We start from the raw sequence: 19,960 nt of genomic DNA on the forward strand, positions 1-19,960 counted from the left end.
GGCTCCGGAGTCCCGGTGATGACCCCGACGTCGGGCCGGGGCACCGGGCCGGGCGTCTCTCTGTGCGGTATCCCCGGAACGGGCGTCCCCGAGGCGTCGGGAGGCAACGGCAGGGGCGGCGGGGCCGTGGTGGCGGCCTGACGAACCATCGGCACGGCGACCCGCTCCGTGCCACAAGCCCCGGCTAACAACACGACGGCGACAAGGCCCGCCGTCGTGACTACATTTCTCGACATGCGTTGATCATCATGTCGAACGCGCCCGGCCGTCAACGCGATGCGTTCCCTCCGCCTTCCCTCGGGTTGACCTCCACCGAGGTTGAGGTTGAAGAGTGGTGACCATGTCCTTCACCGAAGAAGAGATCGCCTACATGCGCTCGCAGCCGCTTGCCCGCCTCGCCACCGTCTCCCCCGACGGCCAGCCGGACGTCGTCGCCACCGGCTTCGAGTACGCCGACGGCCACATCTACATCGGCGGCATCGACCCGGCGAAGACCCGCCGGGTCCGCAACATACGGTCCGGCCAGACCAAGATCTCGCTGGTCATCGACGACCTCGCCGCCACCGACCCTTGGTCCCCCCGCTTCATCCGCATCTACGGCACCGCCGAACTCGTCGACCGGACCGGCCACCTCGGTCCGGGCAACTATTTGCGGATCACCTCCACCATCTCCTGGAGCTGGAACCTCGCCGGCCACCCCGTTGCCACCGCCACCGACGCCAGAACCGCCTCCCTCCACCGCACCGTCCACACCGCTGCCGCCTGATCTCCACAGAGGTGCGGCATACTGTCGCGGTGAGTACGGTGGATCTTGCCCGCCGGGTACTTGTCGAACTATTCGTCGGCCACGCGCCCCGAACGTCGGTTCGAGGCCGACCCGATCCTGCTCGACGAACTGGCCGAGGCCATGGCCCCCCTGGTCCCGCAGGCACACAGGTACTGGCCGACCTCGAAATGGGCGGCATCGCGGTGGTCACCGCCCTCGGCCGGCACACCGGCCTCCCCTGCGCCTTCGTCCGCAAGACCGCCAAGCCGTACGGCACGGCCCGGCTCGCCGAGGGCGCCGAGATCAACGACCGCCAGCCCCTGGTCATCGAGGACGTGGTCACCTCCGGTGGCCAGGTCGCCATCTCCACCGGCCAACTGCGCGAACTCGGCGCCCGAATCGGCCACGCCCTCTGCGTCATCGACCGCCAGGAGGGCGGCCTGGAATCCCTGGCCGCCCACGGCATCCACCTCCACGCCCTCCTGACCCGCACAGACCTCGACCAAGCCTGACGATCCTCACATCAAAACCGCACCGGCCGGACGACAAGCCCCTTACTCGCCCAGGGTTCCGGCGCATGCGGGCTTTCCCTCAACGTCCTCGCCGGTCACTCCACCGAACGAGGCGACCATGACGCTGACGCCTACCTACGCGAACTCAGTGACACCTGCGAACGTCGGCTGAAACTACGGGCCCCGGCGATGCGCACCGAGCACACGGACCTGCACTGGTCCAACCTGACCAGGCCACGGCTGTGGATACTCGACTGGGAGTACTGGGACCGCGCCCCCGTAGGGTTCGGCGTAGCCACCCTCTACCTGCACAGCCTCTTGGTCCCCGACGTCGCCACACGGGTCCACAATGGGTTCGCCGACCTCCTGGACTCACCGACCGGCCAGGGGGCGCAGCTCGGTGCCGCGGCGCACATCCTCAGCCGGTCGTACCGCGTGGACGACTATGCAGAGTTGCAGCATCCCGTACGCGAACATGTGCAACACCTTCTCGGCGAGGGCTAGGCGTAGCTGGTCTGCGCCAGGCACGCCGACCGGGCACACGCACGCCTTGGACCTCAGACTGTCAGAGCCGCAGGAACGGGAACGAGCCCCGTGCCCTGCGGCTCCACCAAAGAGTCCTGCATTATGCGTACCATGAGAGCGCGATCAATCATGACTGCCGGGCCTTTTGCCACGCAGGGCGCGCCGAGCATCCGTGCACGGCAACCACGGGCCGCATAGCGCCCGCGCCCCCTCGCCGCACGCCACAGCGTTCCCGGAGCCCCCCTTCACGCGGCAGGCCAATCGATCTACGACGCCCTAGCTGCTGAGAATGACACCGCCCCCGCTGGCTGCCGAAGGCGACCCCACCGTCAACCCAGCCCACATGCTGAGACCGCCCTCCCGTCCCCTCGCCGGAAGCACCTCATGAGCCACCGCGTCCCGGCAGAAAAGCCAGTCACCCACTTCCGCTGAGCGCTGGCCAGCGGAGGCGGGAGCATCGCCACGGAGCGGCCGGCCGATGGGAGGTAGCGACGGGAGAGCGGCTAACGGCGGGATGGGCTGGAGAGGGGCGGTTCAGTTGGTGCTGGAACGGCGGCCGACCACAGTGGATGCGAGACTCCGGGCAGCGGGGTGGTACCGGGTACGGGCGGCGGCCGGTACTGTGGCCTGCCGTACAGGATCACGCGCTCCGAAGCGGGTCAGGGCGCGCTCGGTGCGACCGCGCACAAATAGGTCGATTCCTCCAGAAGCCGTGTCGTCAGCTTGACCCCGGTCAGGTGCTCGGCCAGCGCGAAGACAGCCCCAACACGCTCCGCGAAGTCTTCGGCAGGGGCGATCTCGTTGGGTTGGTCACCGTCCCGCAGATCGAATCCCACATGTCCCATGACCTCGACCAGCGCGTCTGGATCACTGCCATATCGGTAGGCGAGGATGGCGGGCTCGAAGCTGAGGCGTATCTCGGCGTCTTCCGCCCAGAAGAAGTAGCCGACCGCGTTGACGTTGCGATAGTGGGACACGAGTCGCGTGCCGACCGACAACCTCTTCATGATCTCCTGCGTGATCCCCATACCGCCGCCGGGCTCGATGATGAGGCCCCAGCCTTCAATGGCCATGGTTCCGAAGAAGTGGCCATCCCAGGCACCGTACTGGCCTGAGCCCGAGTACGCGGTGCCGTTCATGTCCTCGAAGCTCATACGAGCAGGAAAGCCCGCAGTCCGGGCATGGAGCCGCGCCACAACGCCCTCTGGACGCAGGCCCTTGATCTAGGCGAAGCAGTAGCCCTCCACCAAGCTCGGAAACCGGTCGGAGAACCAGGCGTAGTCGGCCGCTGTCGCGATCACCTCGCCATGCTGACAGCCCTGACCGAAAAAAGATCACCACCGAGGAACCGCCTCGAACCTTCGCGGCCGGACCCCGACCACCGAGGTCATGCGTTCCCGAGAAATCCAGGACTCTTCAGTCCGAGTTTCCGGCAGAAGTCAATGTTCAGGCGGAGCAGTTCGCTCATCGGGACCGCCCTCCGGCTGGTGCTCGGCAGGTCGGTATGGGCTTCCTTCGACCACAGGAAGGGGTGAACGGCGATCCCCTGAGCGAGCGTCAGTACCGAAGCCTCGGCCTGCCAGCCTGGCCAGCGCAGACCGTCATAGAACCCCTCCAGGCGACCGGACAGCAGCCAGTTCACCCACGTGCCATAGCCCATCTCCAGCGCTTCCCACTCCAAGGACTCGGGAGCGAAATAGAGCACTTCTCCGGGAGCGCCCGGGCGCTCGGCCGCGCCCGGATCGTGGCCGTTCAGCGCGAAGACTCCACCGAGAATGTCCTGTCCCACGATCAGGCCATCGATGGGACGCCATCCCGGATCGAAAACGGCGGGAAAGCGATTGATCTGAGCCAGGCTGGGCAGCGCGTCAACACCGGTCATCGACGAGCCGCCGAACACCCGCAGCCATCCGCAGTCCAGGATGAGTCCACCGGAGTGCAGGGCCAGCGCACCAAGGTACGACTCCACACTGACCTGGAGCTGTAACAGGCAGGAACGACCTTGCTCGGGATCGCCGGCAAACACCTGCAGTGGGACGGATGTGGTTGCGAATTCCTCCTGCAACAGCGGCCATGCCGGGTCGTTCCCATCGATCAGTTCATGGAGCATACGCATCTGCACATCGTCGCACCGCTCGCCCCTGTAGGGCTGAGGAGAGTGATCTTCTCGCAGCCTCGATGAGCATGTCCCCGTCAGCTCCACGGACACCGCCGAGAGCCTGCCCCCCAAGATCAGGGGCAGCCGCGCGAGGCACACAGCACTACACAGCTCGGCGGGACGGTGCGGCACGAGCCATCCCCGCGTGCACCGGGGAGCGCTCTCCCGCGGCACCGTCGAGGAGTGGGCCATCCCCGCTCGCGGGGAACACTTCGCCACTCCGGAGGAGACGCGAGCTGGGTGTTGCTACGGCGGGGTTATCGGTGATCCACGCCTCCAGTGGGGTGTGGCCAGCGCTTTCCGAGTGAATCGTTGTTCGGTGATGCCGATCTTAGATGTCGGGCCGGTGGCGCAAGCGTCGGGCGAAGCCCTGCCCTTTCGCGCGAAGCGCGGCCCCTTGGCGAAGCCCGACCCTCCGCGCGGAGCGCCGGGCCGGCGGGTGTCGGGGGGGGCGGTTAGGAACGTGAGTGTCACTAATGGGACACCTGTGTACCGGTAGTTCGGTGTCATTTCGCATACCGGTTCGGTCACGAGCGGGGGCTCCAGCCTCAGATCATTCCCTGGGGCGGCGTGCCGGGTATCTGATCTCCGCATAGCCGATCAAGCGCCCCACCAGGGCGTATACGGGCGATTCCCTCGCCAGGCCCGCGCTGACTGCCCGCTATAAGGCTGGTTTTCGCGACATAACACGATACCTCAGCGCCTATCCGATCTTCGCAACGTTCCAAACGGACTTGACGTATCCGCAATCACGTTAAACCATATTTCCTATCAGCACAGTAGGTATACTAGGAAGGGGATGTTGTGCGCGCACTCGTCCTCCTGGGCCTCGTCGGTCTGGCGGCACAACTCGTCGATGGCAGCCTCGGCATGGCCTACGGCGTCACTTCGACCACGCTCCTACTCGCCATCGGCACCAACCCCGCCGCCGCCTCGGCCACCGTCCACCTAGCCGAGATCGGCACCACGCTCGCGTCCGGCATCTCGCACTGGCGATTCAAGAACATCGACTGGAAGGTCGTCGCCAAGATCGGTATCCCGGGAGGCGTCGGCGCGTTCGCGGGCGCCACCTTCCTGTCCAGCCTCTCCACCGAGGTCGCGGCCCCGGTGATGTCGCTCATCCTGCTCGCGCTCGGTGTCTACATCATCATCCGGTTCACCGCGTTCGGCCTGCCCAGGGGCAACCTCGGCAAGCCGCTGCGCAAGCGCTTCCTGACCCCGCTCGGCCTGGTCGCCGGGTTCGTCGACGCCACGGGCGGCGGCGGCTGGGGTCCGGTCGGCACCCCGGCGATCCTGGCCAGCGGCCGGCTCGCGCCGCGTAAGGTGATCGGCTCCATCGACGCCAGCGAGTTCATCGTCGCCATCGCGGCCAGCATCGGCTTCCTGGTCGGCATCGGCTCGGCGAACATCAATGTGTCCTGGGTCCTCGTGCTGCTGCTCGGCGGCGTCATCGCCGCGCCGATCGCGGCCTGGCTGGTCCGGCACATCCCGCCGCGCATCCTCGGTTCGGCCGTGGGCGGCGTCATCATCCTCACCAACGTGCGGACCATCCTGCGCAGCGACTGGGTGGACGCGAGCGGCGGCGTCCAGACGATCGCCTACATCGTCATCGCCCTCATCTGGGCCGGCGCCATCGCCTACTCGGTCAGGGAGTACCGTCGCGACCGTGACCGCGAGTCGGTCGAGGCCCTGGAGGCCGAGGAGCGCGCCCCGCGCGAGCGCCCGGCCGAAGAGGAGCCCGTCGCACCCTGAGGACAACACGCAAAGGGCCGGCTTCCCAGGGGACGGGCCGGCCCTTTCGCGTTCCCAGCGAACGCTGGAAGGTTCCCGGCGAACGGCTAGTAACTCACCACCGGAACCGCCACCGGCGTCACCACCGGCTCCTCGGGCCCCCGCCGAGCGTGCCGGGCCAGCATCCAGGCGTTGATCACCACGATCGCCACGAACAGCGCGGAGAACCCGAAGAACGACACCCGCACCTGCCCGGGCGTGAGATCCGACAGCGCCTCCGCAGTCGTCAGCCTGCCGTACACGACCCACGGCTGACGGCCGATCTCGCGCAGCACCCACCCGCCCAGCATCGCCAGGTACGGCAGCGGCACCGCCGCGATGAGCAGTACGTGCCACGCCCGCAGCCCCCGCACCGCCGCCGGGAAGAACATCAGCACGAAGCTCACCACCGAGATCAACAGCATCACCGCGCACAGGGCCGGCATGACGATGCCGCCCGCCCGCACCGGCTCCGCCGGAGGCACGTAGTCGCCAGGGCCGTAGGTGGCCACCATCATCTCCTGGAACCGCGCGACCTGCGCCGCGTCGCCCTCGAACACGGCACCCTTCATGCCCTGCATGATGCCGAACTGCGCGCCGCCGAACCCGGTGACGACCACCAGCCCGGGCAGCGTCAGCCCGACCCCGACGCGCAGCGAGCGCCGGTAGAACTCCTGCTCGGCCGTACGGCGGCGCAGGTGGTAGGCGCTCACCCCGGCCAGCAGGAACCCCGCGACCACCAGCGCGGCGGCGCCGACGTGCCCGAACGCCTGCAGCGCCGCCGGATTGGCGAACACCGCTCCGGGGTCGGTCAGCCGCATCTCGCCGTCCACGACCGTGTACCCGACCGGGTTCTGCATCAGCCCGTTGGCCACCAGGATGAAGTACGCCGAGACGTAGGCGGTCAGCGCGACCACCCAGATCGTCGCCAGGTGCGCCCACCGGTTCAGCCGCCCCCAGCCGAAGATCCACAACCCCAGGAACGTCGATTCGAGGAAGAACGCGAGCAGCGTCTCCATGGCGAGCGACGCGCCGAACGTGCTGCCCGTGTAGTGCATCAGGCCGCTCCAGTTCAGCCCGAACTGAAACTCCATCACCAGCCCGGTGACGATGCCCATGGCGTAGTTGATGACGTAGAGGCGTCCCCAGAAGCGGGTCATGCGCAGGTGAATCGCGCTGCCGCTGATGGTCGCCCGGGTCTGCATCACCGCGACGACCGTGGCGAGCCCCAGTGTCAGCGCCACGAACAGGAATGCCCTCCCGCCGTGATGGCGAACATCGAGCGGGCGAGGTCGAGCGTGCTTTCCATGACAGAAGAGGATGGCTTGGCCGAACCGTCCGGCGCGTCCCGCCAGGGCGGGTCATCGGGGTACTCCCCCAGATGTCGTCCTGCGTCCCTTATACATCCGATGCGTTACTCGGGCATGGAATCGCGGCGGACACCCGGAAGCCGCCCCCGGGGCGCGGCCCGGCCGTCAGGGTACCGCCCAGCACGGCGGCCCGTTCACGCATCCCGGTGATGCCAGAGCCGGTGATGCCGTGGCCGGGGGCGCTCGCCGTACCGCGCCCAGCGTCGTCCACCTCGACCAGCAGCGTGCCGCCGGAGCGGCAGATCCGTATCGTGGCGGCGCGTACGCCCGAGTGGCGGGCGACGTTGGTCAGCGCCTCCTGGACGATCCGCGCGGCGGCCGTGTCCACCTCGGGCGGCAGGCCGGTCACCTCGCCCGCCACCTCGGTGCGGACGTCGAGCCCGCAGCGGCCGATCAGTTCGCCGAGGCCGGCCAGGCCCGGGGGCCGATCGGGGTCGCCCTGACGGAGTACGCCGAGCGTCGCCCGCAGTTCGCGCAGGGCGTCGCGGCTGGTCTCCTTGATCGTGGCGAGCGCGGGCGCGGCCTGCTCGGGGTGGTCGGCCAGGCGGTGCAGGGCCGCACCGGCCTGGACGTTGATCAGGGACAGGTTGTGGCCGAGTACGTCGTGCAGGTCCCTGGCGATGCGCAGCCGCTCCTCCAGCGCACGGCGGCGGGCCTCCTCCTCCTTGCCGTGCTCGGCGGCGCGGACCCGCTGTTCGGCCTCCCGCAGGTAGGCGCGGTGGTTGTGGGTGACCCCGCCGATCGCCACGGCGGCGAGCATCCAGCCGCCGACCAGCATGATCATGCTGTCGTCCACATGCCGGGGGTCGCCGCGCAGTTCCTCGATCCCGATGGCCGCCGACGCGGCGGCGGTCAGCAGCAGCGCGGGCAGTACGCGGCCTCGGTCGGCGGCGGTGTAGAGGGCCAGGAACAGGGCGGCGACCAGCGGGCCGTCCAGCGCGGACAGCGGGTAGTAGACGGTGCAGAGCAGCGCCGTGCCGAGCAGTACGGCCAGCGGCCACCGGCGGCGTACCAGCACCGCGCAGGCCCCCGCCAGGGACGCCCCGACGTCCAGCGGCCCCACCGGCACGGACGGCTTCACCAGCGCCGCCACCCACAGGCCGGCGAACATGATGACCATCACCACGCCGGTCAGCACGGACTGCCAGGAACCTTCGCCGGTTTCGCCCATGTGCCGCACGTTCAGCACTCTAGCCAGCGGTTTCGCCGATCGGCTGGGGGTTTCCGGCGCAGTGGTCCAGGCACCACCGAACAGCGGATACCCTCCTACGAAAGGGCCCGTCTCACCGATTCCGACCGGGTGGCACGGCTCTGACCAGTGAAAATGCGATAACCGGGAATCGGGAACGTCAGGTATCGCGTTATACGTCAATACCTGAAGTGGGACCCGCGCATCTGACATGGCAGATCGGGTCCGGTCGCGCCAGGAGGTATCTGTGTCGCCTGCCCGTTCGAGTCGTTCGTCGGCCGCCACCTCGTCGCAGGTCGCCGAACCCATCGCCGAGCCGGAAGAGGTTCCGCCGGCCGAGCCCGCCGGGCCGGAGGACGAGTCCTTCGTCCTGCTCGACGCTGAGGACGACATCGGTGACGACGGCGAGCCCGTCGCGCAGATAGCCGCCGCGGTCGGCGCCACCGCCGACCCGGTCAAGGACTATCTCAAGCAGATCGGCAAGGTCTCCCTGCTCAACGCCGAGCAGGAGGTCGAGCTGGCCAAGCGGATCGAGGCGGGGCTGTTCGCCGAGGAGCAACTGGCCTCGGAGTTCGGGTCGCTGCCCGTCGATGTCCGTGCCGAGCTGGAGTGGATCGCCGAGGACGGCCGCCGCGCCAAGAACCACCTGCTGGAGGCCAACCTGCGGCTGGTGGTGTCGCTCGCCAAGCGGTACACGGGGAGGGGCATGCTCTTCCTGGACCTGATCCAGGAGGGCAACCTGGGCCTGATCCGGGCGGTCGAGAAGTTCGACTACACCAAGGGATTCAAGTTCTCCACTTACGCCACCTGGTGGATCAAGCAGGCGATCACCAGGGCGATGGCCGACCAGGCCCGCACCATCCGCATCCCGGTTCACATGGTGGAGGTCATCAACAAGCTGGCCCGGGTGCAGCGCCAGATGTTGCAGGACCTCGGCCGCGAGCCGACCCCGGAGGAACTGGGCCGCGAGCTGGACATGCCGCCGGAGAAGGTCGTGGAGGTGCAGAAGTACGGCCGTGAGCCGATCTCGCTGAGCACTCCGCTCGGTGAGGAGGGCGACAGCGAGTTCGGTGACCTGATCGAGGACTCCGAGGCCATCGTGCCAGAGGACGCGGTCAGCTTCGCGCTCCTGCAAAAGCAGCTCCACTCGGTGCTGGACACGCTGTCCGAGCGGGAGGCCGGGGTGGTCTCGATGCGCTTCGGGCTGACCGACGGCCAGGCCAAGACGCTGGACGAGATCGGCAAGGTCTACGGCGTGACCCGCGAGCGGATCCGCCAGATCGAGAGCAAGACGATGTCCAAGCTCCGTCACCCCTCCCGCTCCCAGGCGCTCCGAGAGTACCTGGAGTAACAGAAGCAGCAGAAGCGGCAGAAAGGCCCGCGACATGTCGCGGGCCTTTCGCTTGCCCGGATCAGGCGCGGCAGATCAGCTCGCCGTGCGGGATGGACAGCCAGCCGTCCGGCGACTCGGCCCAGGCGAGCCAGCCCGCCGAGATGCGGCGCAGGTCGTCTTCGGTGGCCGCGCCGGTGGCCAGGGCCTGGGCGGCCATGTCGGACTTCAGGATGCGGTCCGCCCACATGCCGCCCCACCAGGCCCGGTCTTCGGGGGTGGCGAAGCACCAGGTGGCCGAGGTGGCGGTGATGTCGGTGAAACCGGCGGCGCGGGCCCAGGACAGCAGCCGCCGCCCGGCGTCGGGCTCGCCGCCGTTGGCGCGGGCGATCCGCTGGTAGAGGGCGAGCCAGTCGTCCAGCTCGGGTGGCCGAGGGTACCACGCGAAGGCCGCGTAGTCGCTGTCGCGGACGGCGACCACGCCGCCCGGCCGGCAGACCCGCCGCATCTCGCGGAGCGCGCCCACCGGGTCGCCGACGTGCTGGAGCACCTGGTGGGCGTGGACCACGTCGAAGGAGCCGCCGGGCAGGCCGAGGGCGTGGACGTCGCCCACCACGAAGTCGACGCCGCCCTGGCCGCGCCGGGCCGCCTCCGCCCTGGCCAGGTCGAGCGCGTCGGGCGTCACCTCCAGGGCGGTGACCCGGCCCGGTGCGACGCGGGCCGCGAGGTCCATCGTGAGGGTGCCCGGCCCGCAGCCGATGTCGAGCAGGGCCTGGCCCGGCGCGAGGTGCGGCAGCAGGTAGGCCGCCGAGTTCTCGGCCGTGCGCCACCGGTGGGAGCGCAGTACGGACTCATCGTGACCGTGCGTGTAGACGGCATGCCTGCTCATGGCACCCTCCTCGCGACCGCCGCTTGGCAGGGACCCTAACAGGACATCCCATGATATGAGAATGCCGTCTCATCATATGGACATCAGGTGATCCAGGTCGGCGCGCAGCCGCGCCGCGTCGGTGAACAGCGCCCCGGAGATGCCGAGCGCGGTGGCCGCCTCCACGTTGTCCGCACGGTCATCGACGAACACCACGTCGCCCGGCGACACGCCCAACCGCTCGCACACCTCCTGGTAGATCGCCGGGTCGGGCTTGGCCCGGCGCATGTCGGCGCTGAAGAAGCGGTGGCTGAAGACCGCCGCCCACGGCTGCTCGTCGATCAGCCGGGCCATCTCCAGCGGCGCGTTCGACAACAGCGCCAGCGGCACCGCACGGCGCTCCAGCTCGCGCAGGATGTCCAGAGTGCCGCTGTTGAGATAGCTCCACATCTTGAGGTCGAGCGCGATCAGCTCATCGAGTGGCGCGTCGCCCGCCGCACGGCCCAGCCGTGCGTAGACGCCGCCCCAGAACCCGGCCGCGTCGACCGCGGCCATGTCGTAGTCGAGCCGGCCCTGCCAGTAGACCTCCCAGAAGCGCTCCTCCTTCACCCCGATGAGCCCGCTCAGGGCCGCGGCCTCGCGCGGCCCCGGCGGGTCACAGATGACCCCGCCGAAGTCGAACAGCACCCACTTCATATTCTCACATCTACCATGTGCGTTCGCACATTGGCAACGTGCTGAGCCCGCCGGACGGGCCTCTGGCATGAAGGGCGACCGACCAGATTTGAACTGGCACCCCCGGAATCGACGCCCGGCGTGCTGCCGCCTACACCACGGTCGCCCACGTCGGCCCGGCGGGAATCGAACCCGCGACACCCGGTTCGTAAGACCGGTGCTCTTCCGGCTGAGCTACAGGCCGTTGTTCGCTTTACTCGATCGCTCGGTTGTGTCGATCGTGGCCCCGGCAGGATTCGAACCTGCGACAGACCCGGTTTCGTAGACCGGCGCTCTCTCCACTGAGCCACGAGGCCGAAGCATGGTCATTCCAATAAAAAAGCCGCCTGGGTGGTGTCCCGGGCGGCTTGGCCGAACCTTCGCAGGTCAGCGGCATCGCCACCGGGACACGAGGCACACGCGGCACAGCGCGCGCCCGCGCCCGCCAATGCGATACACCTCGTGGTCCACTTGCCGATCCTTATCCGTCGTGAGGTTGACCGGCTCTCAACGTAGCCGCGGGGCTCCGCCGATCGCCACTCATTTGTTGAGACGGCGTATGGGCCGGATAGGTTCACGGCCCACGCCGATTTTTCTCGTCAGGAACCGGACGTGGCGACGATGTCACCGATCACGGTCACCGTGCCGAAGCCGGCCGTCAGCAGGTTCTTGGTGATGGCGACGGTCACCCCGGTGGCGGTGTCGGCGTAGGCCGCGCTGCCCCCGGCCCCGGCCATGCCGAACACGGTCGGCGTCTGTTCCGGCGAGGAGTCCGGCCGGCCGATCGCGTAACCGAGTCCCCAGGTGGAGGGCATGCCGAACACCTCGTCGGGCCCGCTGTAGGCGACGGCCGTCGCCTCGCGCAGCCGTTCGGGCGAGATCAGCCGTACGCCGTCCACCTCGCCGAGCAGCGCCGCGTACATGCGGGCGATGGCCCTGGCCGTGGTCTTGCCGCCGGCGGGGATGTCGGCGGCCAGGTAGTCGGGGCGGCTGCCCAGCGCGGCGGTGGGCATCAGGCTCATCGGGCCCGCCCTGAACATCGGCAGGTCCGCCGGCATGTCGGCGAACGCCGACATGTCCATGGGCGCGTCCTCCAGCCGGGCCAGCCGGTGGTGCTCGGTGGCGGGCATGCCGAAGTAGAGTTCGCCGGCCACGCCCAGCGGCTCGCCGATCTCCTCGCGCAGAACCTGCGAGATGGGCTTGCCGGTCGCCCGCCGGACGATCTCACCGACGAGGAACCCGAACGTGTAGGCGTGGTAGCCCGCCTTGGTCCCCGGCTCCCACCACGGCTCGGCGTTCTCCAGGGCGGCGACCATGGTCTCCCAGCGGCAGACGTCCTCGGGCGTGGTGTCCAGCGGTACTCCGGGCACCCCCGCCGTGTGCGTGAGCACGTGGCGCACGGTCACCCCGCCCTTGCCGTGCGCCCCGAACTCCGGCCACAACTCCGCCACCGGCGTGTCATAGCCGAACACCCCGCGTTCGGCGAGCAGGTGCGCGATGGTCGCGGTGATGCCCTTGCCGATGGAGAAGTTGTAGAAGGGGGTGTCCGCGGTGACCGGCCGGCCGGTCTCAGTGTCGGCCACCCCGGCGACCACATCGACCACCTGCGCGCCGTCCCGGTAGACGGCCACCTGGAGGCCGTGCTCACGGCCGGAGGCGACCAGCTCGTCGGCGGCCCGCTGCACCTGGTCCTGGAGAGTGTTCACGTCACATGTCCATTTCTCTGAGGAACTGGACGGTACAGTACTGGCATCAGTACGGAACTGTCTAGTACTGTTCTCTTCATCGGAGAGAGAGGGCGTATGACAGACATCGATGGTGAGGCGGGCCGCACGGCCCGCAAGCGCGGCCAGATCGCCGAGGCCGCCATGGCGGTCTTCCTCCGCAACGGCTACGTCGGCGCCAGCATGGACGAGGTGGCGGCGCTCGCGGGGGCCTCCAAGCAGACCGTCTACAAGCACTTCACCGACAAGAAGCAGCTTTTCACCCACATCGTCCTCGCCACCACCGCCGAAGTGGACGCCCTCGTCAAGGTGGTCGCGGCCACCCTCGACGAGGGCGACGACCCCGCGAAGGACCTGCGCCGGCTGGCCCGCGCGTTCCTCGACGCGCTGCTGCGCCCCGAGGTGCTCCGGCTGCGCCGGCTGGTCATCGCCGAGGCCGACCGGTTCCCCGAGCTCGGTCGCGCCTGGTACGAGGGCGGGTTCGAGCGCGTACTCACGACCCTGACCACCTGCTTCGAGCGCCTCGCCGCCCGCGGCCGGCTCTCCCTCGACGACGCCGGCCTGGCCGCCGACCACCTGGTGGGCCTGCTGCTGTGGATCCCGGTGAACCGGGCGATGTTCTACGGCAGCGAGGCGGGCGACGTGGCCGACGCCGAACGCGACCGGCTCGCCGACGCGGCGGTCGCCGCCTTCCTGCGCGCGTACGGCCCGGCCGATGGACCCTGAGCCGCCGGGCGGCTGACCGTCAGGCCGAGGGCATCAGATCACGCCGGCGCAGCAGGGCCAGCCCCGCCGCCGCCATGGCCGCGGCCACCAGTGTCAGCACGGCCAGCGGCCCGGTCTGCGCCGGTCCGGCGTCCAGCAGGAGCGCGGGGACGTGGATGAACGGCGACAGATCCAGCACGCCCCCCTCCACCAGCCGGAACTCCGCCAGCAGGTCGATGACCAGGAACGCGCCGAGCACGACCCAGCTCACCGCCATGGCCAGCCTGGGCTGCGCAGGATGAGCCGGACCAAAGTCCAGGTGCCGGTCCAGGCGCCGGTCATTTCGCCGCGCCCGCGTAGTGGCGCGGGAACAGCGCCTCCAGCGTCGGCGGCTGCGCGGTCAGCGCGCGTACGCCGGCCCCGGCCAGCTCACCGAGCACGGCGGTCAGCGCCTCGCCGTCCACCTGGCAGTTCAGCCGGTCGCCGTTCAGGCTGAGATCGTGTACGCCGGGCAGTGCGGCCAGCCCGGCGCGGGCCCGGCCAGCTCGGCCGTGACCGAGGTGCGGGTGAGGTGCCGCAGCTCGAAGCGGTCGAGCAGTTCGGCCCGCCTGCGGGGGTCGAGGCCGCCGCGTGTCCTGCCCAGCAGGTCGATGACCTCGCCGCCGCTCAGCGACGGCCACAGGGTGACATCTCCGGGCACGTACGCCAGCCGCCGGTGCAGCTCGGTGGCCTCGCGCCACGGGTCGCCGCCCAGTGATTGCCCGGCCGCCGGAGGTCGCCAGCCCGAGGCGACCGTCGATGAGGGAGGAGGGCGCGGCGTACGTGTACGCCTGCGTCGCTGAAGTCATGGCCGGGACACTAGATCACCCCACCGACAAGGCGGCGTGGCCGGGCCTCCGTCGCATCGCGCCGATGAGGGCCGTGAGCTGGACGTGGGCGAACCCGATGCGGGTGTCGCCGGCTCCATAGGGCAGCCAGAGCGCGCCGGCGTGGACGAGGCCGCCACAGGAGTACACGACGTTGGGCACGTAGCCCTCGCGTTCGGTGGCGTCAGGGGTGAGGAGCGGGCCGGGGAGTTCGGAGATGACCTGGTGTGGATGGTCAAGGTCCAGCAGGATGGCCCCGATGACGTACTCACGCATGGGCCCGACGCCGTGGGTGATGACGAGCCAGCCGTACGCGGTTTCGATGGGCGAGCCGCAGTTGCCGGTTTGGATCAGTTCCCACGCGCGGTGGGGGATGTGCAGCGGGACGGCCTGCTGCCACCGGTTGTGCCCGTCGAGTGTGGTCAGGCCGATGGTCTCGCCGTCGGAGCGGCACAGCGCGAGGGTCCGCCCTCCCACGGGGCGCGGGAACAGGGCCATTCCCTTGTTTACGGCGGCGGGGCCGTGCAGCGGCGTGGCATCGAAGTTGGACAGGTCGTCGCTGGTCAGCATGTGTGAGCGGACGTGCCGCCCGTCGTAGGCGGTGTAGGTGGCCCGGTAGCCGGAGTTGCCGTCGCCGTCGCTCACCCGAACCAAGCGCGCGTCCTCCATCCCGTTGCTCTCGGCCGCGGTGGAGGGCCACAGCACCATGCGGTCGAGCGGGACGTCCGCGGGGAAGGTCACGGCGTACTCGAAACCGGTGGCGCGGCGCAGTCTCTCCAGGGTCGTCTGTGTGGTGGTACGGGTGAGCAGGTCGGCGGGAAGGCAGGCGAGCGCCCTTTCGAGATCGTGGTCATCGAAATGCTCGGGCAGCGATCTCAGCACGGTGGCGGAGACCTCGTTGTCGTACTCGTCGTCGGTGAGCCCGGCGGCCAGCGTGTCGCGCCGGTGCCGGGTGTCCAACCGGCGCCCGGTGGTCAAGGGCCCGCGGCGGTCGGACACGGTGAGGTCGGTGCCGGGTCCGAGCACCGCGGTGGCGAAACCGATGGACGACAGGTGGCCTTCGCCGATCTGCCGCATGCTGATGACGACGCGGAACTGCTCAGGGCCGAGTCCGGACTGGTCGGGGTGGGGGGCCATGGAGGGATTGCAGAGCGCGGCGGCCTCCACGGCGTACTCGTGGCTGAAGTACGCGCCGACCAACAGCCGGGCGAGCAGGGGCAGGTCGATGTCGCGCGGGATTCGGTGGCGGACCAGGTCATAGTGGTGCGCGAAGGTCGACTCCAGATCGTGGTGGCGCCCGCCGTACCGCCGGAGGGTCTGCTGGAGCATGTCGGTCGCCTCATCATGGCCCAGCAGCGTGATGCGTTCGATGAGCGCGGCGGCGCGGGTCCGTGTCTGGGCGGCGTCCTCGCCGGGGACGAACAGCTTGACGATCACTCTGCTCGGGTCGGGGGTGAGGATCGGGCCGACCCGTACCGCCAGGCCGGTCACGGTTCCGCCCTGGTGTGCTGCATGGTGGAGATCAGCGCGATGGTCGATTCCGCTCCCTGGTTGAGGTTGGGGCCGTACCGGGTCAGGCCGTCATATCCGCCGCCGGTGGCGAGATCCCACATCAGCGTGCCCGTGTCGTTAGAGCCGTTGAACCACGCCACCGCACGTTCTACGCGGTCGATCCAGCGTTGGTCGCCGGTGACGGCGGCCGCGGTGGCGCAGGCGTCGGCGAGCGCGGCGACCTCGATCGGTTGCTGGTCGTAGCGGGGGCGGGGCCCGTGCTGCCGCCATCCGGCGGCCGGGACGACGGACAGCGGGCCGTCGCTCGTCTGGACGTCGTCCAGCCAGGTCAGCATGCGCAGGCCGGCGGTGAGCAGGGTTCGGTCGCCGGTGTGGTGCCCGGCGGCGATGACCACCTCGGCGAGGGCGGCGTTGGCGTAGCTCAGGTACGGCTGCGGCCACGGCCAGCCGGGGTCCTCGGCGGGCCCCCCGACCGCGGCGGCCGCGTCCTTGAGCAGCGTGGCCGCCTCGACATTGCCGGGATCGGTACGCAGTACCTCCACCGCGCCGAGTCCGGCGAACGCCATGGCCCGCGGGTGCGGCGACCGCCTGACCGCCCCCAGGGCGAAGGCGGCCATCGCCTGCTGCCGGACCCAGGAAGCGGTTCCGCGGGAGGCCGCGGTGCCGAGGCCCCACAGCGCCCGCCCCCACCAGTCACCGACGCCGGGCTGATCGGTCCAGCGCCGATCGAAGGAGAGCCGGTTGCGGAACGCGCCGGAGCGGTCCTGGGCATGGGTGAGGAAGGCCAGGTAACACTCCACGAGCCGGCGCACCTGGGGGCCCGGGACGGGTTCGCGGCTGGCGACGACCAGGCCGCGCGCGACATCGTCGGTGCAGTAGCCGTGGTTTCGGCGCGGGACGGCGTACCGGGCGTGCTCGAACAGGCCCGTGTCGTCGGTCAGCCGGATCAGATGCGCGAACCCGGGGAGAGGGGCGCTCATCGCGGGAGCGCGGCGACGGCGGCCGTACGAGAGCCGAGCACGACGTGGGCGAGTTCGCGATACCGCGCCGCCACGGCAGGCCAGAGCAGGTGGGGAACGAGTGCGCGGGTGCGTCCGGTGAGTTCGTCGGCGAGCGCGGGTTCGGTGAGGATGCGGCGGATGGCGGCGGCGAGTGCCGTGGGGTCCCGGTGCGGGACCAGCAGGCCGGGCCCGTCGGTGAGCAGCTCCACGGCGTGCGGGAAGACGGTGGCGACGACCGGGATGCCCGCGGCGGTGGCCTCGATGAGGACACCGGAGGTGACCTGCTCGGATGAGTCGTAGGGCAGTACGACGATGTCGGCCGAGCGGATCAGCCGGCTCAACGAGCCTTCGTCGCGGTAGACGGGGTCGTACCGCACGGCGGCGTCCACGCCGAGTTGCGCGCCGATATCGCGCAGCCGGTCGCGGTAGGTCTCGCCTTGGTGTTCGAGCACCTTGGGGTGGGTCTTCCCCGCGACGGTGTAAACGGGGGCGGGGACGAGGTCCTTGAGGAGGGCGAGCGCCCGCAGTGCCCATTCGATGCCCTTGCCCGGACCGATCAGCCCCCAGGTGAGCAGGTGCGGGCGGAGGCCGTGCCGAGACGGTACGCCGGTGTGGTCGGCGGCCCCGTGCGGGATGACCGACACCTTGCCGGCGTCCACGCGATAGCCGGTGATCAGTCTGTCGCGGGCGGAGCCCGTCATGGTGACGACCGCGGCGGCATCCGCCACGACCTCCTCCAGCACTCCCTTCTGCCTGGGAGTGGGCCGGGCCAGGACGGTGTGCAGCACCACGATGAAGGGCACGGTGAGGCGGTGTAGCAGAGGCAGCACCTCGTGGCCGTCCAGGCCGGGGTAGATGCCGTATTCGTGCTGGACGACGGCGATGTCGAACTGATCGAGCGCGGCTGCCGCGGCCTGCCAGCCGCCGAGCCCGCCCGGGGCCCAGGTGTGCACGACTCCTGGAACGGGGCGGTGGTCGTCGCCGTCAGCGGTGACACGGACGGTTCCGCCGTACATGCCTCCATCGGTGAGATGGGCGGCCAGGGCCTGGTTGAAGGTCGCGAGCCCGCAGTGGGTGGGTGGGTGAGTGCTGAGGAAGCCATAGGTACAGGCCAAGTGTCCTGCCTTCCGGTGGTCGGCCACACCAGGGTGCGCCGATGCGGCGTCGTGCGGTGGAGACGTCCGTCGGCCGGCGGCCCGCCTCCGCAGGGCGCGCGGGCGAGCCGTTCTCACGACAGACGCGATGGACGCGGTGGAGGAGTCATGGGCGGTCGCCCGGGATCCTCAATGGTCATGCCTGGCGGCATGGCGGTGACGGGTCGGCTCGGGTTCCTCGCCGCGCGCGAGCGTCAGCCGTACCCGTTGCCGGGCCCGATGCTCCTGGAGGACGGTCTCCCTGCCGATTTCGGTGTGGGAGCGCCTGTCGCCGAGGAGGTTTCCGTGGACTTCCCGGATCTGCAACCGGAGTGGGCGGGTGTTGTCCGTACGGCTCATCGCGCACCTCCTGGTGTGCTCGCGGCTGCCTTGCCCCTGCGTTCGGCCCGCACGCCTGCGTGACGCACGGGCTGCCCCCACGCCTGTCCGACGGGGGGCAGTCCGCTCCGGCAGCTCGTCTTTCCCGGGCGACGGCGCCGAAGTCCGGTGGTCACCTGGGTATGCGCCGGCGCAGGTTGACCACGTTGTAGGTGACCAACACGATGGCCGCCCCGGCGACCGCGGTGATCCAGGCGGTGAGATCGAAGAAGGCGCCGATGTCGCTGTCGAAGGACTGGACGGCGAAGGTGCCGCCGAACAGCGCTCCGGTGACGCCGAGCAGACAGGCCACCGTCAGGCCCCGCAGGTCTTGTCCGCCGATGATCAGCTTTGCGACATATCCTGTGACGAGGCCGAGAATGATCCAGGCGATAATCCCCATAATCCACTCCTCGGTGGTATGGATGTTTTCTGGTTTTCGTGCCGGATCGTGACAGGAGAGTCGCGCTGTCTCATCGCCTCCAGTTCAATGATGATCTGCCTGCGTCGGGTCCGTGAAACAAACAGCTCCGAGCCCAGAAGCCATCAGGTGGTTCACTGAAACTCGGAGCGATATTGCCAACATACACCCGACGGATGTGCGAAGTCCAGGAAAAATCCGCTTATCAGAAAATCTTTTGTAGAATTTTGCGCCACCCGCCATGTACTGCGACGGCAGACGATCGCGAAAAAACGGGTGCGGCGCCCCCGCTGCCGCAGTTCATCGACATATATCGCTCGGCGCCACCCCATCGGCGGTTTTCTCGGCTCGATTCCGCCCTGCGCCAGGCCACCGGGCGGTTACCGCCGGGCGCGTGGACCACACCACGTACACGATGACGTTGACGATCTGCCGGCACGGGTGGTCTCGGGGCGACCGCCGGTGTTCAGCTCGGAGCAGGGGCTTGATCAGTTCCCACTGGGGGTCCGCCAGAGCGGAGGGGTAACGATCAGGGCGATCGACACGGCCGGGCGAAGCGAAGGCGGTCAGGTGGCCCGGCGGCGAGATTCCGTGCGGGTGAGGTAGTCGGCGATGGTGGAGATGTAATCGCTGCGCAGGGGCTCCCTTTCCAGGTAGCCCATGTGGGCCGCGCCGGACTGGGTGATGTGTTCCGAGTCGGGGATTCGGGCGGCGATGTCGGCCAGATGGACCGGAACGCATTCGTCGAACTCCCCGCCGAAGACCGGCGTGGGGACGCGAATTCGACCGAGCTCGGGAAGATGTCCCAGTCCTTCAAGGTGCCGGTGATGTGGTAATCGGCATGGCCGATCAGCGTGCGGAATGTCAGCAGGCTCATCCGGCCCGGGTCGAGGCTGATAGTGGAGGTCCGTACCACGCACGCGCGCAGGTACTCCTCCTGGGCCGCCCGATAATCGGAATCGTCCGTCTCACCACGCACTTCCCGCCCGTACGTCCGATCCAGCACATCCCCCGGCAC

Annotated in this window: 20 protein-coding genes, 3 tRNA genes and 1 pseudogene; 6 read left to right on the plus strand and 18 right to left on the minus strand. The window is 69.3% G+C overall.

All coding sequences use genetic code 11. The features are described 5' to 3' along the window. Positions 1-340 precede the first annotated feature (340 nt). The 3 genes from C1I98_RS15675 to C1I98_RS15685 all read left to right on the plus strand — a co-directional run bounded on the left by C1I98_RS15675 (position 341) and on the right by C1I98_RS15685 (position 1,782). Entirely contained in the window at positions 341-766 is a 426-nt protein-coding gene (locus C1I98_RS15675; RefSeq protein ID WP_111168217.1) for a PPOX class F420-dependent oxidoreductase, read from the plus strand. A 188-nt stretch (positions 767-954) separates the two neighbouring features. After that, positions 955-1,278, plus strand: a complete 324-nt coding sequence (locus C1I98_RS15680) for an orotate phosphoribosyltransferase (RefSeq protein WP_199536973.1) — start codon at positions 955-957, stop codon at positions 1,276-1,278. A gap of 189 nt (positions 1,279-1,467) precedes the next feature. After that, positions 1,468-1,782, plus strand: a complete 315-nt coding sequence (locus tag C1I98_RS15685; RefSeq protein ID WP_111168204.1) for a hypothetical protein — start codon at positions 1,468-1,470, stop codon at positions 1,780-1,782. A 680-nt stretch (positions 1,783-2,462) separates the two neighbouring features. Here the strand turns inward: C1I98_RS15685 and C1I98_RS15690 are convergent. After that, on the minus strand, positions 2,463-3,026 hold the full coding sequence (locus tag C1I98_RS15690; protein ID WP_306461886.1) for a DUF6461 domain-containing protein: 564 nt from the start codon (positions 3,024-3,026) through the stop codon (positions 2,463-2,465). A gap of 164 nt (positions 3,027-3,190) precedes the next feature. Further along, a complete protein-coding gene (locus tag C1I98_RS15695; RefSeq protein ID WP_233507896.1) occupies positions 3,191-3,913 on the minus strand; it encodes a DUF2625 family protein in 723 nt (240 codons plus the stop codon). 852 nt (positions 3,914-4,765) lie between these two features. On the opposite strand from C1I98_RS15695, the gene C1I98_RS15700 reads away from it, so the two are divergent. Continuing rightward, on the plus strand, positions 4,766-5,713 hold the full coding sequence (locus C1I98_RS15700; protein WP_111168206.1) for a sulfite exporter TauE/SafE family protein: 948 nt from the start codon (positions 4,766-4,768) through the stop codon (positions 5,711-5,713). 86 nt (positions 5,714-5,799) lie between these two features. Here the strand turns inward: C1I98_RS15700 and C1I98_RS15705 are convergent, their stop codons facing one another. After that, positions 5,800-6,975, minus strand: coding sequence for a cytochrome ubiquinol oxidase subunit I (locus tag C1I98_RS15705; RefSeq protein WP_233507897.1), 1,176 nt, complete (start codon positions 6,973-6,975; stop codon positions 5,800-5,802). 154 nt (positions 6,976-7,129) lie between these two features. Continuing rightward, positions 7,130-8,272 carry a sensor histidine kinase gene (locus C1I98_RS15710; protein WP_233507898.1) on the minus strand — a complete coding sequence of 381 codons (1,143 nt, stop codon included), beginning with the start codon at positions 8,270-8,272 and terminating at the stop codon, positions 7,130-7,132. Between the two features lie 229 nt (positions 8,273-8,501). Between C1I98_RS15710 and C1I98_RS15715 the strand changes: the two genes are divergently transcribed. After that, on the plus strand, positions 8,502-9,641 hold the full coding sequence (locus C1I98_RS15715; RefSeq protein ID WP_199536974.1) for an RNA polymerase sigma factor: 1,140 nt from the start codon (positions 8,502-8,504) through the stop codon (positions 9,639-9,641). A 61-nt stretch (positions 9,642-9,702) separates the two neighbouring features. Here the strand turns inward: C1I98_RS15715 and C1I98_RS15720 are convergent, their stop codons facing one another. The 6 genes from C1I98_RS15720 to C1I98_RS15745 all read right to left on the minus strand — a co-directional run bounded on the left by C1I98_RS15720 (position 9,703) and on the right by C1I98_RS15745 (position 12,908). Beyond that, positions 9,703-10,509, minus strand: a complete 807-nt coding sequence (locus C1I98_RS15720; protein ID WP_111168207.1) for a class I SAM-dependent methyltransferase — start codon at positions 10,507-10,509, stop codon at positions 9,703-9,705. A gap of 72 nt (positions 10,510-10,581) precedes the next feature. Continuing rightward, positions 10,582-11,184 carry an HAD family hydrolase gene (locus C1I98_RS15725; RefSeq protein WP_158558054.1) on the minus strand — a complete coding sequence of 201 codons (603 nt, stop codon included), beginning with the start codon at positions 11,182-11,184 and terminating at the stop codon, positions 10,582-10,584. Positions 11,185-11,257: 73 nt separating this feature from the next. Then, positions 11,258-11,329, minus strand: a tRNA-Arg gene (locus tag C1I98_RS15730). A 5-nt stretch (positions 11,330-11,334) separates the two neighbouring features. Then, positions 11,335-11,407: transfer RNA gene (locus C1I98_RS15735), tRNA-Val, on the minus strand. A gap of 37 nt (positions 11,408-11,444) precedes the next feature. Next, a tRNA-Arg gene (locus C1I98_RS15740) sits at positions 11,445-11,519 on the minus strand. Positions 11,520-11,801: 282 nt separating this feature from the next. Next, positions 11,802-12,908, minus strand: a complete 1,107-nt coding sequence (locus C1I98_RS15745; RefSeq protein ID WP_111168209.1) for a serine hydrolase domain-containing protein — start codon at positions 12,906-12,908, stop codon at positions 11,802-11,804. Positions 12,909-13,004: 96 nt separating this feature from the next. Here C1I98_RS15745 and C1I98_RS15750 point away from each other — a divergent pair, with 96 nt between their 5' ends. Further along, positions 13,005-13,652, plus strand: a complete 648-nt coding sequence (locus C1I98_RS15750; RefSeq protein WP_111168210.1) for a TetR/AcrR family transcriptional regulator — start codon at positions 13,005-13,007, stop codon at positions 13,650-13,652. 19 nt (positions 13,653-13,671) lie between these two features. Here C1I98_RS15750 and C1I98_RS15755 read toward each other — a convergent pair whose 3' ends face one another. The 8 genes and pseudogenes from C1I98_RS15755 to C1I98_RS41435 all read right to left on the minus strand — a co-directional run bounded on the left by C1I98_RS15755 (position 13,672) and on the right by C1I98_RS41435 (position 19,862). Further along, a complete protein-coding gene (locus tag C1I98_RS15755) occupies positions 13,672-13,908 on the minus strand; it encodes an efflux permease Rv1217c-related protein (RefSeq protein ID WP_111168211.1) in 237 nt (78 codons plus the stop codon). 61 nt (positions 13,909-13,969) lie between these two features. Continuing rightward, positions 13,970-14,385, minus strand: a pseudogene (locus C1I98_RS43915) (hypothetical protein); the annotation flags it as partial. A gap of 109 nt (positions 14,386-14,494) precedes the next feature. Continuing rightward, positions 14,495-15,988 (minus strand): glycoside hydrolase family 130 protein, encoded by a 1,494-nt coding sequence (locus C1I98_RS15765; RefSeq protein WP_111168212.1) that lies wholly within the window; start codon positions 15,986-15,988, stop codon positions 14,495-14,497. Next, on the minus strand, positions 15,985-16,989 hold the full coding sequence (locus C1I98_RS15770; RefSeq protein ID WP_111168213.1) for a glycosyltransferase: 1,005 nt from the start codon (positions 16,987-16,989) through the stop codon (positions 15,985-15,987). The genes C1I98_RS15765 and C1I98_RS15770 overlap by 4 nt, the downstream gene beginning before the upstream one ends. Next, positions 16,986-18,125: a glycosyltransferase gene (locus C1I98_RS15775; protein ID WP_111168214.1), complete on the minus strand. Its 1,140-nt coding sequence runs from the start codon at positions 18,123-18,125 to the stop codon at positions 16,986-16,988. The genes C1I98_RS15770 and C1I98_RS15775 overlap by 4 nt, the downstream gene beginning before the upstream one ends. 168 nt (positions 18,126-18,293) lie before the next feature. Continuing rightward, positions 18,294-18,503: a hypothetical protein gene (locus C1I98_RS40535; RefSeq protein WP_146607462.1), complete on the minus strand. Its 210-nt coding sequence runs from the start codon at positions 18,501-18,503 to the stop codon at positions 18,294-18,296. Between the two features lie 151 nt (positions 18,504-18,654). Next, complete coding sequence (locus tag C1I98_RS15780; protein ID WP_111168215.1) at positions 18,655-18,924, minus strand: GlsB/YeaQ/YmgE family stress response membrane protein; 270 nt, start codon at positions 18,922-18,924, stop codon at positions 18,655-18,657. A 584-nt stretch (positions 18,925-19,508) separates the two neighbouring features. Next, positions 19,509-19,862: an alpha/beta hydrolase family protein gene (locus C1I98_RS41435; RefSeq protein ID WP_158558055.1), complete on the minus strand. Its 354-nt coding sequence runs from the start codon at positions 19,860-19,862 to the stop codon at positions 19,509-19,511. Between the last annotated feature and the right edge of the window lie 98 nt (positions 19,863-19,960).

The sequence above is a fragment of the Spongiactinospora gelatinilytica genome (genome assembly GCF_003236385.1).
Lineage (GTDB): Bacteria > Actinomycetota > Actinomycetes > Streptosporangiales > Streptosporangiaceae > Spongiactinospora > Spongiactinospora gelatinilytica.